Origin of the sequence: Knoellia sp. S7-12, from assembly GCF_040518285.1 — a bacterium.
Lineage (GTDB): Bacteria > Actinomycetota > Actinomycetes > Actinomycetales > Dermatophilaceae > Knoellia.
This window is the reverse complement of the sequence record NZ_CP155449.1, coordinates 3065056-3078171: the sequence shown is the minus strand read 5'-3', so window position 1 is coordinate 3078171 and position 13116 is coordinate 3065056. Positions and strand designations below refer to the sequence as shown.

At 68.3% G+C, this 13116-nt stretch carries 13 protein-coding genes; 8 read left to right on the top strand and 5 right to left on the bottom strand.

Going from position 1 to position 13116, the window contains the following annotated elements:
- The first annotated feature begins 104 nt into the window (after positions 1 to 104).
- Positions 105 to 1382 carry a lipase family protein gene (locus V6K52_RS14810; RefSeq protein WP_353950885.1) on the top strand — a complete coding sequence of 426 codons (1278 nt, stop codon included), beginning with the start codon at positions 105 to 107 and terminating at the stop codon, positions 1380 to 1382.
- Positions 1383 to 1450: 68 nt separating this feature from the next.
- On the opposite strand, the gene V6K52_RS14805 is transcribed toward V6K52_RS14810, so the two are convergent.
- Complete coding sequence (locus V6K52_RS14805; protein WP_353950884.1) at positions 1451 to 3175, bottom strand: DUF885 domain-containing protein; 1725 nt, start codon at positions 3173 to 3175, stop codon at positions 1451 to 1453.
- A gap of 225 nt (positions 3176 to 3400) precedes the next feature.
- A complete protein-coding gene (locus V6K52_RS14800; protein ID WP_353950883.1) occupies positions 3401 to 3769 on the bottom strand; it encodes a DUF559 domain-containing protein in 369 nt (122 codons plus the stop codon).
- A 613-nt stretch (positions 3770 to 4382) separates the two neighbouring features.
- On the opposite strand from V6K52_RS14800, the gene V6K52_RS14795 reads away from it, so the two are divergent.
- Positions 4383 to 5039, top strand: a complete 657-nt coding sequence (locus V6K52_RS14795) for an MOSC domain-containing protein (RefSeq protein WP_353950882.1) — start codon at positions 4383 to 4385, stop codon at positions 5037 to 5039.
- A gap of 248 nt (positions 5040 to 5287) precedes the next feature.
- Here the strand turns inward: V6K52_RS14795 and V6K52_RS14790 are convergent, their stop codons facing one another.
- Positions 5288 to 5536, bottom strand: coding sequence for an acyl-CoA carboxylase epsilon subunit (locus tag V6K52_RS14790; RefSeq protein WP_353950881.1), 249 nt, complete (start codon positions 5534 to 5536; stop codon positions 5288 to 5290).
- On the bottom strand, positions 5536 to 7176 hold the full coding sequence (locus V6K52_RS14785; protein ID WP_353950880.1) for an acyl-CoA carboxylase subunit beta: 1641 nt from the start codon (positions 7174 to 7176) through the stop codon (positions 5536 to 5538). The genes V6K52_RS14790 and V6K52_RS14785 overlap by 1 nt, the downstream gene beginning before the upstream one ends.
- A 24-nt stretch (positions 7177 to 7200) precedes the next feature.
- Here V6K52_RS14785 and V6K52_RS14780 point away from each other — a divergent pair, with 24 nt between their 5' ends.
- Genes V6K52_RS14780 through V6K52_RS14765 form a run of 4 tightly spaced genes read left to right on the top strand, consistent with a single transcriptional unit; the run spans position 7201 to position 10766 of the window.
- Entirely contained in the window at positions 7201 to 7962 is a 762-nt protein-coding gene (locus tag V6K52_RS14780) for a biotin--[acetyl-CoA-carboxylase] ligase (protein WP_353950879.1), read from the top strand.
- Between the two features lie 13 nt (positions 7963 to 7975).
- Positions 7976 to 9034, top strand: a complete 1059-nt coding sequence (locus V6K52_RS14775; protein ID WP_353950878.1) for an adenylate/guanylate cyclase domain-containing protein — start codon at positions 7976 to 7978, stop codon at positions 9032 to 9034.
- Between the two features lie 28 nt (positions 9035 to 9062).
- A complete protein-coding gene (locus tag V6K52_RS14770) occupies positions 9063 to 9740 on the top strand; it encodes a response regulator transcription factor (protein WP_353950877.1) in 678 nt (225 codons plus the stop codon).
- A 6-nt stretch (positions 9741 to 9746) separates the two neighbouring features.
- Positions 9747 to 10766, top strand: a complete 1020-nt coding sequence (locus V6K52_RS14765; protein ID WP_353950876.1) for a HAMP domain-containing sensor histidine kinase — start codon at positions 9747 to 9749, stop codon at positions 10764 to 10766.
- Positions 10767 to 10785: 19 nt separating this feature from the next.
- On the opposite strand, the gene V6K52_RS14760 is transcribed toward V6K52_RS14765, so the two are convergent.
- Positions 10786 to 11301, bottom strand: coding sequence for a GtrA family protein (locus V6K52_RS14760; RefSeq protein ID WP_353950875.1), 516 nt, complete (start codon positions 11299 to 11301; stop codon positions 10786 to 10788).
- A 94-nt stretch (positions 11302 to 11395) separates the two neighbouring features.
- Between V6K52_RS14760 and V6K52_RS14755 the strand changes: the two genes are divergently transcribed.
- The gene (locus tag V6K52_RS14755) at positions 11396 to 12568 is read left to right on the top strand and encodes a 5-(carboxyamino)imidazole ribonucleotide synthase (protein WP_353950874.1); all 1173 of its coding nucleotides are present in this window, start codon (positions 11396 to 11398) and stop codon (positions 12566 to 12568) included.
- The gene (purE, locus tag V6K52_RS14750; RefSeq protein ID WP_353950873.1) at positions 12565 to 13110 is read left to right on the top strand and encodes a 5-(carboxyamino)imidazole ribonucleotide mutase; all 546 of its coding nucleotides are present in this window, start codon (positions 12565 to 12567) and stop codon (positions 13108 to 13110) included. Before V6K52_RS14755 ends, purE begins: the two co-directional genes overlap by 4 nt.
- Positions 13111 to 13116: the final 6 nt, after the last annotated feature.

The window sequence follows — 13116 nt, the reverse complement described above, 5'->3', positions numbered from 1 at the left end:
CAGCCGACGTGATCCTCAGTCTTGCGACGCCGGTTACCCGGCGGTAGGTTCGGCTCAACCGCGATGTGCTCACCCTCGATCCTCACTCGAACCAAAGGCTGACAATGACGTCACGCATGTTCCGTCGGGCCCTCGTCCCGCTCGCCGCCCTCGGCCTCGTGGCCGCAGTGGCTGCACCGGCTTCGGCTGGTCCCGACTCCGTCCCCGGCACTGCCGGGGCGACGACCGTCACCAACACCCCTGAGCCGGCGCGACCGGCCTTCTATGAGCCGCCGGCTTCGATCCCCGCCACGTCGGGCACGATCATCCGGATCGAGCCGCCCACTCTCTTCATCGACCCGCTGGGTCTGTCGAAGTACAGCCTCACCGCCACCCGCCTGATGTATGCCTCCAAGGACCGGCTCGCTCGCCCGATCGCCGTCACCGGCACGGTCTTCGAGCCGAAGGCGCCCTACCTCGGCATCGGTTCGCGTCCCCTCATCAGTTTCGCGGTCGGCACCCAGGGTGTCGGTGACCGCTGTGCGCCGTCGCGCCAGATGGCCGAGACGTTCACCGAGTACGAGCACTACCTCCTCCAGGGCTTCATCGCCCGCGGCTACGCCGTCGCCATCACCGACTACCAGGGTCTCGGGACGCCTGGCACGCACACCTACATGAACCGCGCGGCACAGGGGCAGGCCGTGCTCGACATCGCCCGCGCCGCACTCAAGCGCCCCGGCACCACCCTCACGAGCACGACCCCGATCGGTCTCTACGGCTACTCGCAGGGTGGCGGTGGCGCGGGATCCGCGGCCGAGCTCGCCAGCACCTACGCGCCTGAGCTCAGGGTCAAGGGCGCGGTCGCCGGAGCCGTCCCGGCAGACCTGACGAAGGTCGCGGCCAACCTCGACAAGAGCCTCTACGCGGAGTTCCTCAACTACGCCCTGATCGGCCTGTCCGCCGGTCACGGGCTCGACATCAACACTTATCTCGACGACACCGGCAAGGCCGTGGCCAAGCGCACCGAGAACAGCTGCGTCTTCGACCTGGCGAACTCGGCGTTCCAGAACTCGGCCACCCTGACCAAGGACGGGCGACCGCTCACCGCCCACCTCGCGGAGGAGCCGTTGAAGTCGATCGTTGCCGAGAACCGCATCGGCAACCGCAAGCCGGCCATGCCGGTGCTCGTCTCGCACTCGGTCCTCGACGACGTCATCCCCTACGCCGTCGGCAAACAGCTCGCCAAGGACTGGTGCGCCCGCGGCGCCAACATTCGCCTGTCCACCAATGGCGTGCCATTGCACATCGGCGGTGTCGCTCCCTCGCTCGCCGAGAGCTTTGCGTTCTTCGAGGCGCGCTTCGCCGGGCTCCCGCAGGTCAACGCCTGCTGGGCGATCTGGTGACCCGCACCAACTGAAGCACCCGAGAAGGTATGCCGTCCGGTGAGCGGACGGCATACCTCTGCTTTCTCTCAGGCGCGCATGGCCTCGACCAGGACGTCCAGCCCCACCGATCCGACGTCGAGCGCACGACGGTGGAAGGCCTTCGGGTCGAACGAATCGCCCTCTCGCGCAGCGGTTTCGTCACGCAGCTGCATCCAGATGCGCTCGCCGATCTTGTAGCTCGGAGCCTGCCCCGGCCAGCCGAGGTAGCGATCGAGTTCGAAGCGGAGCGAGGCCTCCTCGTCGTTGTTGTGCGCATTGAGGTAGGCCCACGCCTTGTCGTAGGTCCATTCGCCACCGCCGACCTCCGCAGGCGCCTCGAAGCCGCAGTGGATGCCGATGTCGAGGACGACGCGGGCGGCGCGCAGCGACTGCGCATTGAGGAAGCCGAGGTAGTTGCCGGGATCGTCCATGTGGCCGAGTTCGGTCATGAGCCGCTCCGCATAGAGGGCCCAGCCCTCGCCGTGGCCGCTCACCCAGCAGAGCATCCGGCGCCAACGGTTGAGCAGCTCCGCGCGGTAGGTCGTCTGGGCGACCTGCAGGTGGTGTCCGGGGACGCCCTCGTGATAGACGGTGCTCAGCTCGGCCCAGGTCCCGAAGGTCTCTACCCCCTTCGGCACCGACCACCACATGCGGCCGGGACGGGTGAAGTCCTCGCTCGGGCCGGTGTAGTAGATGCCGCCGGTGTGGGTCGGCGCGATCCGGCACTCAATCGTGCGGACCGGCTCCGGGATGTCGAAGTGAGTGCCATCGAGCAGGTCCATGACCTCGTCGGCCTTGGTCTGCATCCACTTCTGGAGGGCGTCGGTGCCTTCGAGCCGGTATGCCGGGTCCTCACCGAGCGCTGCGATCGCATCCTTGATGCTGCCGCCGGGGACGATGCGGTCGGCGGTCCTGCGCATCTCGGCGTCGAGTCGTGCGGTCTCCTCCTGTCCCCACGCGTAGGTCTCCTCGAGGTCGACGGTCGCGCCGAGGAAGAGACGACTCGCCAGCTGGTAATGCTTGCGACCCACGGCGTCCTCGGGGCGGGCGCGGGGGAGGAGCTGCTCGCCGAGGAAGGTCCTGAGTTCGGCGTAGGCGTCGGCACAACCCTGTGCGGCGGCGGCGAGGTCAGTCTGAAGTGCCTGCGGCAACGGCGTGTCACCCGCGGTGTGGGCGCTCGTGGCGAAAATCGCGAAGAAGCCGTCGTCACCGACGAGGTCGTCGCACTGCTTCATGCAGGCCTCGACCTGGCGACGGGCCGAGATGTGGGCGGGGTCGGCGTCGACTGAGGCGAGGAGCGATCCGCGCCACTGGTCGAGCGCGGTGGGCAGGGCGCCGAGGCGGTGGGTGATCGTCATCCACTGCTCAGCGGTGTCGGTCGGCATGAGGTCGAAGACGTCGCGCACCGACTGCATCGGCGAGGCGATGACGTTGAGGTCGCACTGGTCGAGCCCCGCCTCGTGGAAGTCCACGTCGAGCTGGAGGCGCTCACGCATCGCGGCGACGGTGACACGGTCGATGTCGTCGACGGGCTCGGCGGTGGCGAGTTTTGAGAGCGTGGAGCGGGCCAGGTCGGCCCGGGCGCGATATCCCTCGGGTGAGAAGTCGTCGAGCTCGTCCTGGCGCACGTCCACGCCGAGGTAGGTCGCCTCGATCGGGCTGCGGGCCATGACGGCGTCGAAATGCTGCTCGGCGATGGCGTCCACAGCGGTGGACGCACGAGCAGTCGTGGGCGCCGGCGTCGTGCCGGTCGCGGAGGGGGTTTCAGTCACCCGCCCGACGCTACCCACCCCGGTGGCTCTTGTTCTCCCCCTTTAGTCCCGAACTCACCAATTCCTCCCCTCGGGGACAGACCCGTGGGTATGCCGTCCGCGCACCTCGCGTCCCGAACTCGCCAATTCCTCCCCTCGGGGACAGACCCGTGGGTATGCCGTCCGCGCACCTCGCGTCCCGAAGTCGCCAATTCCTCCCCTCCGGGACAGACGCACACGACCGCCTCAGGCGACATGACCGCGCGGCTGGAACCAGCGTTGGTAGGACACGTTCGGCGTGAGGACACACCCGCGACTGCGGAGGGCCTGGACGACCTCGTCCACGATCGATTCGGGATGGTCGTAGAGGTCCGGTGCTCTGATGACGATGATGATCCAGTCGGCTTCGCGCATTTCCTTGCGGCGGGCCTCGTCCTTGGCGCGTTGCTCAGGCTCGTCGTGCCACCGGCCGTCGTATTCAAGGGCCACTTTGGGCTCGACCCACGCAAGGTCGAGCCGGAACCTCTCGTGGCCACCCACCACATAGGGGTGGTTGCAGACAGGCTCGGGGAGCCCGGCGAGCACCATGAGTAGTCGCGACTGTGTCTCCGGCACGGATTCCGATCGAGCGCGCACCAAGCGGGCGGCGGCCACTGCGGCACGTTTGCCGTGGCCCTCCACGCCTCTGCTGCGGCAACCAGCTCGTCGGGTGAGATGACGTCGCGAGCCACCATCCGGTCGCCGAGAGACACCAGCCCGACAAGGTCCAACCGCACCGCCAGGTGGATCAACGTCATCGCGGGGCCCGTGACGGGTAGCCCGTGGCGGTGCCATCGCTCCATGGGGTAGCGGAAACGATGGGTGCGGATGCCTTCGCCGACAGTCTTGATGCCTCGGCTGAATGCAACATGCACATCGCTGTCGCGTGGCCACGACGGGACCCACAACTGCGCGGCCGTCTCGTGGCTCAGCAGCCCGTACTCAGGCGTGCGCAGCAGGGCGGCACGGCAGCGCACCACGAGGGAGTCCGGGACGTCGGCGCTGATGTGGACACCACGGAAGATCTGTCGGTATGCCGGTCCGGACAGCTCCCGCTTCGTCACCCCCGCGGTGTATGCCCAATCGGTGAGGAAGGGTCGGAAAGGATCGAAATCAGTCATCACCACACTGTGGCGTCAGGGCCGGAAAGGCGGTTCGGGATATCCACAGGCCCACTTAGGCTGCAGCCATGAACGCGCACGTGCACTCCGTCAACATCGGTCGCCCCACGGCGGGAATCATCAAGCGGCTCACCGGGATCGACAAGCACCCGACGGACGAGATCAGTGTCTTCGACCCTGGCCCGAAAGGCACTGGTGCGAGCGGGGTCGCCGGTGACGCTGTCGTCAACCTCAAGCACCACGGCGGAACGACCCAGGCCGTGTATGCCGTAGCGCGCGAAGAATTGGACTGGTGGGCTGTCGATCTCGGGCGGGACCTCGCGCCGGGCACCTTTGGTGAGAACCTCACGACGGCCGGCTTCGACGTCGACGCCTCAGTCGTCGGCGAGCAGTGGCGCGTCGGCAGCTCGGTCGTCCTGACTGTGACGGCGCCCCGCGTTCCCTGCGCCACCTTCGCAGCGCACATGGGTGTGCCCGGGTGGATGAAGGCGTTCACCGCTCGAGGTCGGACCGGCGCCTATCTATCGGTGACGCAGGAGGGGACCATTCGCCCCAGCGATGAGATCCAGGTGGCCTGGCGCCCCGGGCACGGCGTCACGGTGCCCGAGGTCTTCCGCGCCTGGATGGGTGATCGTGAGATGGCGCGCGAGGTCCTTGCTGCCCGTGTCATGGCCGACCGCGATCACACGAAGTTGGCTGAGAAGCTGGCGCGCTGGGAGCGGTAGGCAGTGGCCGGCATACCGGCGTGTTTGTCCCGGAGGGGAGGAATTGGCGAGTTCGGGACGGGGAGGCGAGCGGCCGGTATACCGGCGTGTTTGTCCCGGAGGGGAGGAATTGGCGAGTTCGGGACGGGGAGGCGAGCGGCCGGTATACCGGCGTGTTTGTCCCGGAGGGGAGGAATTGGTGAGTTCGGGACGGGAGGCGAGCGGTCGGCATACCGGCGTGTTTGTCCCGGAGGGGAGGAATTGGTGAGTTAGGGACGCAGGGAGCGTTGCCAGGTTCCTGAGGTGCGCGGTCCCGGGGTGACAGGGCGGCGGACCAGACCTGCGGGCGCCGACCACGCTGACGTGCGAGCGACCGGTGCGTTCTCGACCGCGCCACCTGACGCTGCGGACAGGACCGCGACGAGCGCCGCGACCTGCTCAGGCGTGGCATCACCGATGACCTCGATCGCCTGTGCAGCAACCGAACTCGCCTGTTGCTCTTCTTCGGGAGCCACCATCAGAGCGGAATGTTTCCGTGCTTCTTGGGGGGCAGGGTCTCGCGCTTGGTGCGCAACGCCCTCAGCGCCTTGGTCACGTTCATCCGCGTGTTGGACGGCGTGATGACGGTGTCGACGTAGCCGCGCTCGGCCGCGACGTAGGGGTTGGCCAAGGTGTCTTCGTACTCGGCGATGAACGTCTGGCGCGCCGCGTCAACGTCCTCCCCGCGCTCGGCGGCGGCCGCGAGCTGCTTGCGATAGAGGATGTTGACGGCACCTTGCGCACCCATGACCGCAATCTGCGCCGTCGGCCACGCGAGGTTGATGTCGGCGCCAAGGTGCTTGGAGCCCATGACGTCATAGGCGCCGCCATAGGCCTTGCGCGTGATGACCGTGACCAGCGGAACTGTCGCCTCGGCATAGGCATAGATGAGCTTGGCGCCGCGGCGGATGATGCCGCCCCACTCCTGGTCGGTGCCGGGCAGGAAGCCGGGCACGTCGACCAAGGTCAGGATCGGCACGTTGAACGCGTCGCAGGTGCGTACGAAGCGGGCGGCCTTCTCGGAGGCGTCGATGTCGAGCGTCCCGGCGAACTGCATCGGGTTGTTGGCGACGATGCCGATCGAGCGGCCCTCGATGCGCGCGAAGCCGATGACCATGTTGGGCGCGAACAGTGGCGCCACCTCAAGGAAGTCGCCCTCGTCGACGATCGACTCGATGACCTGGTGCATGTCATAGGGCTGGTTGGGGCTGTCCGGGATGATCGTGTCGAGGAAGCGGTCCTCGTCGGTCACCTCGAGGTCGAGCTCACCGTCGTCGAAGGACGGCGGCTCCTCCATGTTGTTGGAGGGCAGGTAGGACAGCAGCGCCTTGACGTACTCGACGGCGTCCTCCTCGTCGGTGCCCATGTAGTGCGCGACACCGGACTTGGAGTTGTGGGTGCGGGCACCGCCGAGCTCCTCGAAGCCCACGTCCTCACCGGTGACGGTCTTGATGACGTCGGGTCCGGTGATGAACATGTGCGAGGTCTGGTCGACCATGACGGTGAAGTCGGTGACGGCGGGCGAATAGACAGCGCCGCCAGCGCACGGCCCCATGATCAACGAGATCTGCGGGATGACCCCGGACGCGTGGACGTTGCGACGGAAGATCTCGCCATAGAGACCGAGCGAGGCCACACCTTCCTGGATGCGTGCGCCGCCGGAGTCATTGAGTCCGACCACCGGGCAGCCGACCTTCATCGCGAAGTCCATGACCTTGGTGATCTTCTCGCCGAAGACCTCGCCGAGTGACCCACCAAAGACCGTGAAGTCCTGCGCAAAGACCGCCACCGTGCGGCCGTCGACCGTGCCATAACCGGTGACGACACCGTCGCCGTAGGGCCGGTTCGCGTCCTGACCGAACGCGACCGAGCGGTGCCGGGCGTACTTGTCCATCTCGACGAACGAGCCCTCGTCGAGGAGCATCGTGAGGCGCTCGCGGGCGGTCTTCTTGCCGCGGGCGTGCTGCTTCTCGATCGCCCGCTCGGAGCCGGCGTGAGCGACTTCGCCGACCCGTCGCTTGAGGTCGGCCAGCTTGCCGGCTGTGGTGTGGATGTCGATGCCCGTGTCCGCAGCGGGGAGGTCGGTTCCGCCGGTGGGCTGGGTGTCCGTCTGAGCCATGGTGGCGACTCTAGCCTTGACCTCGTGACCCTTCCCGCTGCCTCTCACAGGATCGATGCGTCCCTCATCACACCCGGCCCGCCGTGGTTGCCGGTGGAGGCGCACGAGTCGCTCGACTCCACCAACGCCGAACTTGCCCGTGATCCACGGCCGTGGCGCGTCGTCACGGCGGAGGACCAGCGCAAGGGCCGTGGCCGCCTCGACCGCGCCTGGACCACGACACCCGGCACGAGCATCGCCGCGAGTGTCCTCGTGCCGCGACCGAGCACCGCACCGCTGGGTTGGATTCCGCTCGTCGTCGGACTCGCCCTGCGCGACGCCCTCACTGAGGTCAGTGGCGTCGAGATCAGCCTCAAATGGCCCAACGACCTCCTCGTCCCGGCCGACGGCGACCGCAAACTCGCCGGGATCCTCGCTGAGCTCACCCCTGCCGGCATCGTCATCGGCACCGGCATCAACATCGATCAGGAGCGGGCCGACCTCCCGGTCGACACCGCCACGTCGTTGCGTCTCGCCGGCGCACCGGGAGTGGGCCGCGAAAGCGTGCTCACGGCATACCTGATCCGTCTGGCACGTCTCCTGCGGGAACTGGACGACGACGCGTATGCCGTCCGCTCCGCCTACGCTGCCGCGTGCGGCACGCTCGGACGCACCGTCGTCGCGCACCTTCCCAAGGGTGAGGAGCGCGGAGTCGCAACCGAGATCGATGCAGACGGCAGACTGTGCCTGATGACGGACAGCGGTCCGTATGCCGTGGCGGCGGGTGACGTCGTCCACGTCCGATGAGCGGAGGGTTCAGGTGAGCGAGATCCCGCGCGACCTCGAGGCCGAGATCGCGGAGCGGCTGCTCGGCCGTCCCGCGACGATGGGGCGCCGCGAGATCAGTCGTGAGGCGTCGGTGTCCGTGCAGTCCGCTCGCAAGTTCTGGCACGCCCTCGGCTTCCAGATCGTCGATGACGAAGACCTCATGTTCACCGAGGCCGATCTCGACGCCCTGCGCCGAGTCTCCGACCTTGCGCGCGACAACGATCTCGACGAGGACCTGGCGCTCGCGATGGCCCGGGCCTTCGCCCGCACCTCCGACCGGTTGGCCGTGTGGCAGACCCAGCTCGTGGCCGAGTACCTCACGCCGCCCGAGCAGGAGGCCGAGATCGGTGAGAAGGACGCGCGCTCCGTCCCGGACCGCAACGTCGCCGAAGCCGCGGCCACCCGGCTCGTCGATCTCGTCGACCAGCTCGAACCCCTCATGGTCTATGTGTGGCGTCGCCACCTCACGTCCGCGATCACCCGCATGCTCGCTGACGCGCGGGACACCGACCACGACCCCAGCGCGCCGTTGCGCGTCGTGGGTTTCGCCGACCTCGTGAACTTCACCTCGCTCGTGCGACGGATGACCGAGCGGCAGCTCGCGACCCTCGTGCAGCGGTTCGAGGAGCTCGCGAGCGACGTCGTCGCAACCCACGGGGGCCGTGTCATCAAGACCGTGGGCGACGAGGTCCTCTTCGTCCACGTCGAGGCCGATGCCGCCGCTGCGATCGGTCTCGACCTGGTCGATGCCATGGGGGAGGACCCGCTGCTGCCCGACGTGCGGGTCGGGATGGCCTACGGCAAGGTCATCAGCCGGCTCGGCGACGTGTTCGGCACGACGGTCAACCGGGCGAGCCGGCTCACGGCCGTCACGCCACCGGGACGGGTCTTCGTCGATGACGAGGTCGCGCGGTCACTGGGCACGCTCTCGGGCTTCTCGATGATCGAGCAACGAAGGCGCCATCTGCGGGGGATCGGCACCATCACTCCCTTCGAACTGGCCCGGTCGAGCGGTGCCCGACGGGGCCGCACCTGGGATCAGCACGCGTGAGCGACCCCGAGCCGACTAGCATCGCGGCATGACTCGTGTGCTGCTCGCCGAAGACGACCCGGCGATCTCTGAGCCCCTGGCCCGGGCCCTGAGGCGTGAGGGATACGAAGTCGACGTCCGCGCCGACGGACGCGAGGCACTCGAGGCGGCACGCGAGAACCCCGATCTCGTCGTGCTCGACCTCGGACTTCCCACGATGGACGGTCTCGAGGTCTGCCGACGCCTGCGCGGCGAGGGCCACACGGTCCCCGTCCTCGTGCTCACGGCACGAGCCGACGAGGTCGACACCGTGGTCGGGTTGGACGCTGGCGCCGACGACTACGTCACCAAGCCGTTCCGCCTGGCCGAGCTCCTGGCCCGCGCCCGCGCCCTGCTCCGCCGAGGCATCCCCGAGGCGGCACCGACCGGCCAGGTCGACATCCGCGTCGACGCCGAGTCTCGACGCGTCTTCCTCCACGACGACGAGATCCAACTGACCGCCAAGGAGTACGAACTCCTGCGGGTCCTCGCCCGCAACCAGGGCAAGGTGATCTCGCGCGAGCAGCTCATGCGCGAGGTGTGGGAGACCGCCTGGTACGGCTCGACCAAAACCCTTGACATGCACATCTCCGTGCTGCGCAAGAAGCTCGGTGACGACGCGATGCAGCCGCGCTACATCACCACGATCCGCGGTGTCGGATTCCGCTTCGACCCGGCAGGAGAATGACGGCGCATGCGTCGCCTCCTCCTGAGGTCAACGCTTGCGGCGGTCGGCGCCACGCTGGCCATCTTCGGCGTGCCGCTCCTGGTGATGGGGCTCGTCGTGGCGTCGGCGCCCATGGAACGGCGCGTACGCCTTGTTGAGCGCACCTCCGGGCTGGACGGTGCGCTGCTCCTGACCGGCCTCGTTGTTGTCCTTGTCCTCCTCGGCCTCGCGGCCGGCTGGTTCGTGGCGCAGCGCCGGGCGCGGATCGTCGGTGACCCACTGACCGAGCTTGCGGCCCGCGCCGAGAGGCTCGGCGCCGGAGAGTCCCGCTTCATGCCGCTCGATTCCGGGATCGGCGAGCTCGACCGGATCAGTGACGTCCTCTCGCGCAGCGCCACCCAGGTGACCCGCAACCTTGCGGCCGAACGCGACTTCGCCGCAGATGCCTCGCACCAGCTCCGCACGCCCCTGACCGCCCTGCTCATGCGACTCGACGAGATCGCCGCGACCGACGATCTCGCCGTTGTGCAGGAGGAGGCGCAGGTCGCCATCGCACAGGTGGAGCGGCTCAGCAAGGTCGTCGACGACCTCATGGGGCGCACCCGGGTCAGCGACCCCACCCGACCCAGCGTGTCCCTCGACGCGGTGCTCGCGTCGCTCCAGCGCGAGTGGCAGCCGGCGTTCGCGGCATCCAAGCGGAGCATGCGCATCCACGGCGAACGTGGGTTGCGGGTCCGCGCGACCCCTGTGGCCCTGGCCCAGATAGTCTCCACGCTCATCGAGAACGCCCTCGCGCACGGTCGCGGCACGGTCGACATCGCGGCCCGCCGTGCCGGTCCGTCGGTCGTCATCGAGCTGGGTGACGAGGGTGCTGGGGTGGCATCGACGATCGCGCCGCACATCTTCGAGCGGTCGGTCTCGTCGTCGGGCTCGGGACTCGGGCTGACTCTGGCCCGCGACCTGGCCGAGGACAACGGTGGGCGCCTAGAGCTCGTCAGCACCCAGCCCGCGGTGTTCGCGGTCTTCCTCTCCGAAGCCGACGACTGACTCACGCACCGTGGGCTCGTCAGCGCTGGTCTTCGGCGCTTTCGTGGAGGCCGGCGAGCGGGGAGGTGTCGACGTCGATGGGCTCCCCGGCAAAGACGAACCGTCGGTAGGCCCAGAACCGGAAGAGCGTCCCCAACCCGATGGCGACGATCTTGGCGACGTTGTCGGCCGTGAGTGACTCGTAGCCGAGGATGTAGTTGGAGAAGGCGACCGCAGCTGCCTGGATGAGCAGGGCCACGCCGTTGGTACCCGCGAAGAGTGCTGCCTCGTGGTGAGCCGGCCGGTTGCGCCGGTGCCGGAAGGTCCACGTGCGGTTGCCGAGCCAGGAGAACGCCGTTGCGATCGAGGCCGAGACGATGACCGCAGCCGTCGGCTTGTCCTCGAGGAGGGTCTGACGGAGCAGGTTGAAGCTGCCCATGTCGATGACGAAGGCGATGGCGCCGATGACACCGAACTTGATGGCCTCGCGATAGAGCACCCCGATCGCTCCGCGGAGCCGGTTGATCGGGCCCCCGGCGGGTGTCGTGGACGTCACCGAGCGAGCGTAACTGTCCGGCGGCGTGCGGGAGACTTGGGCGCAGAAGATCCCGGTATGCCGGGTGGGCACCACTCGCAGATATCCTCCCGGGGTGACTGCTCCCCTGCGCGCCCCCGGAGGATTCCCCGTCGTCGGCATCATCGGGGGCGGTCAGCTCGCCCGGATGTGTGCCGGACCTGCCGCCGAACTCGGGCTCACGCTCAGTGTTCTGGCCGAGGCGGCCGACGCCAGCGCTGCCCTCGTCATCCCGTCGGCGCCCGTCGGTGAGCACAGTGACGTCGAGGCCGTGTTGGCCTTCGCCCGTGAGTGTGACGTCGTGACGTTCGACCACGAACAGGTTCCCGCCGACGTGTTGAGAGCCCTGGCCGAGGCGGGGGTCACGATGCACCCGACACCCGAGGCTCTCGTGTTCGCGCAGGACAAGCTGGCGATGCGCGAGCGGCTGATGGCCCTGGGCATCCCGTGCCCTCGCTGGGTGGCCGCCAGAACCGCTGCGGACGTCGAGGCCTTCGGTGGCGACGTCGGTTGGCCCATCGTCGCCAAGACCCCTCGCGGTGGATATGACGGCAAGGGTGTGCGGGTCATCGGCTCCTCCGCCGAACTCACCGACTGGCTCGAGCGCGCTGCGGCCGAGGACTCGCCCCTGCTGCTGGAGGAGAAGGTCGGCTTCACCCGTGAGCTCGCGGTGCTCCTGGCCCGCAGCCCGTCCGGCCAGGCCGCAGCATGGCCGGTCGTCGAGACAGTGCAGGCCGATGGAATCTGCACCGAGGTCATCGCGCCGGCGGCCAACCTTGACCCCGATCTCGCGGCACACGCCACCGAGGCCGGCCTGCGGATCGCCGGTGAACTGGGCGTCACCGGTGTCCTTGCGGTGGAGATGTTTGAGCTGCCCGGCGGCGAGTTCGTCGTCAACGAGCTGGCGATGCGGCCGCACAACAGCGGCCATTGGTCGATGGATGGCGCTGTCACGGGCCAGTTCGAGCAGCATCTGCGCGCGGTCCTCGACCTGCCGCTCGGCTCACCGAAGCCGCGACACCCGTGGACGGTGATGGGCAACATCCTCGGCGGCGAGCACCCAGACCTCTACCCTGCATACCGTCACGTCATGGCGCGTGACCCCGAGATCAAGGCGCATCTCTATGGCAAGGGGGTGCGTCCCGGTCGCAAGATCGGGCACGTCAACGTGAGCGGCGACGACCTCGCCGATCTGCGCGAGCGGGCGCGTCACGCGGCCGACTACATCGAAGGAGCTGTCCAAGAATGACCGGTATGAGCGAATCGCCCTCTCCTGCAGGCTCGCCCGTCGTCGGTGTGGTCATGGGCAGCGACAGTGACTGGCCTGTCATGCAACTTGCGACCAAGGTGCTCGACGACTTCGGGATCGCCCACGAGGTCGATGTCGTCTCGGCGCACCGGATGCCCGACGAGATGATCAGCTATGGCCTCGACGCCGAGGAGCGCGGGCTGCGGGTGATCATCGCCGGGGCCGGAGGTGCGGCTCACCTGCCCGGGATGCTCGCATCCGTCACGTCCCTGCCGGTGATCGGCGTCCCGGTCCCGCTCGAGCACCTCAACGGCATGGACTCGCTGCTCTCGATCGTGCAGATGCCGAGCGGAGTCCCGGTCGCGACGGTGTCGGTGGGCGGGTCCCGCAATGCCGGGCTGCTCGCCGCGCGCATCCTCGGCGCCGGAGAGGGCGACGAGGCGGCCCGCCTGCGCACAGCGATGGGGGAGTTCCGCAAGGGTCTGCGCAATCAGGCGCACGCCAAGGGCCAGGCCCTGCGCGAACGCCGCTCACAGACCTGACTGCGC

Bases quoted from the DNA above. Each gene is read 5' to 3' on its own strand.
- V6K52_RS14770 (WP_353950877.1), top strand. From the start codon at position 9,063: ATGACTCGTGTGCTGCTCGCCGAAGACGACCCGGCGATCTCTGAGCCC.
- V6K52_RS14810 (WP_353950885.1), top strand. From the start codon at position 105: ATGACGTCACGCATGTTCCGTCGGGCCCTCGTCCCGCTCGCCGCCCTC.
- V6K52_RS14795 (WP_353950882.1), top strand. From the start codon at position 4,383: ATGAACGCGCACGTGCACTCCGTCAACATCGGTCGCCCCACGGCGGGA.
- purE (WP_353950873.1), top strand. From the start codon at position 12,565: ATGACCGGTATGAGCGAATCGCCCTCTCCTGCAGGCTCGCCCGTCGTC.
- V6K52_RS14790 (WP_353950881.1), bottom strand. From the start codon at position 5,536: ATGGTGGCTCCCGAAGAAGAGCAACAGGCGAGTTCGGTTGCTGCACAG.
- V6K52_RS14785 (WP_353950880.1), bottom strand. From the start codon at position 7,176: ATGGCTCAGACGGACACCCAGCCCACCGGCGGAACCGACCTCCCCGCT.
- V6K52_RS14765 (WP_353950876.1), top strand. From the start codon at position 9,747: ATGCGTCGCCTCCTCCTGAGGTCAACGCTTGCGGCGGTCGGCGCCACG.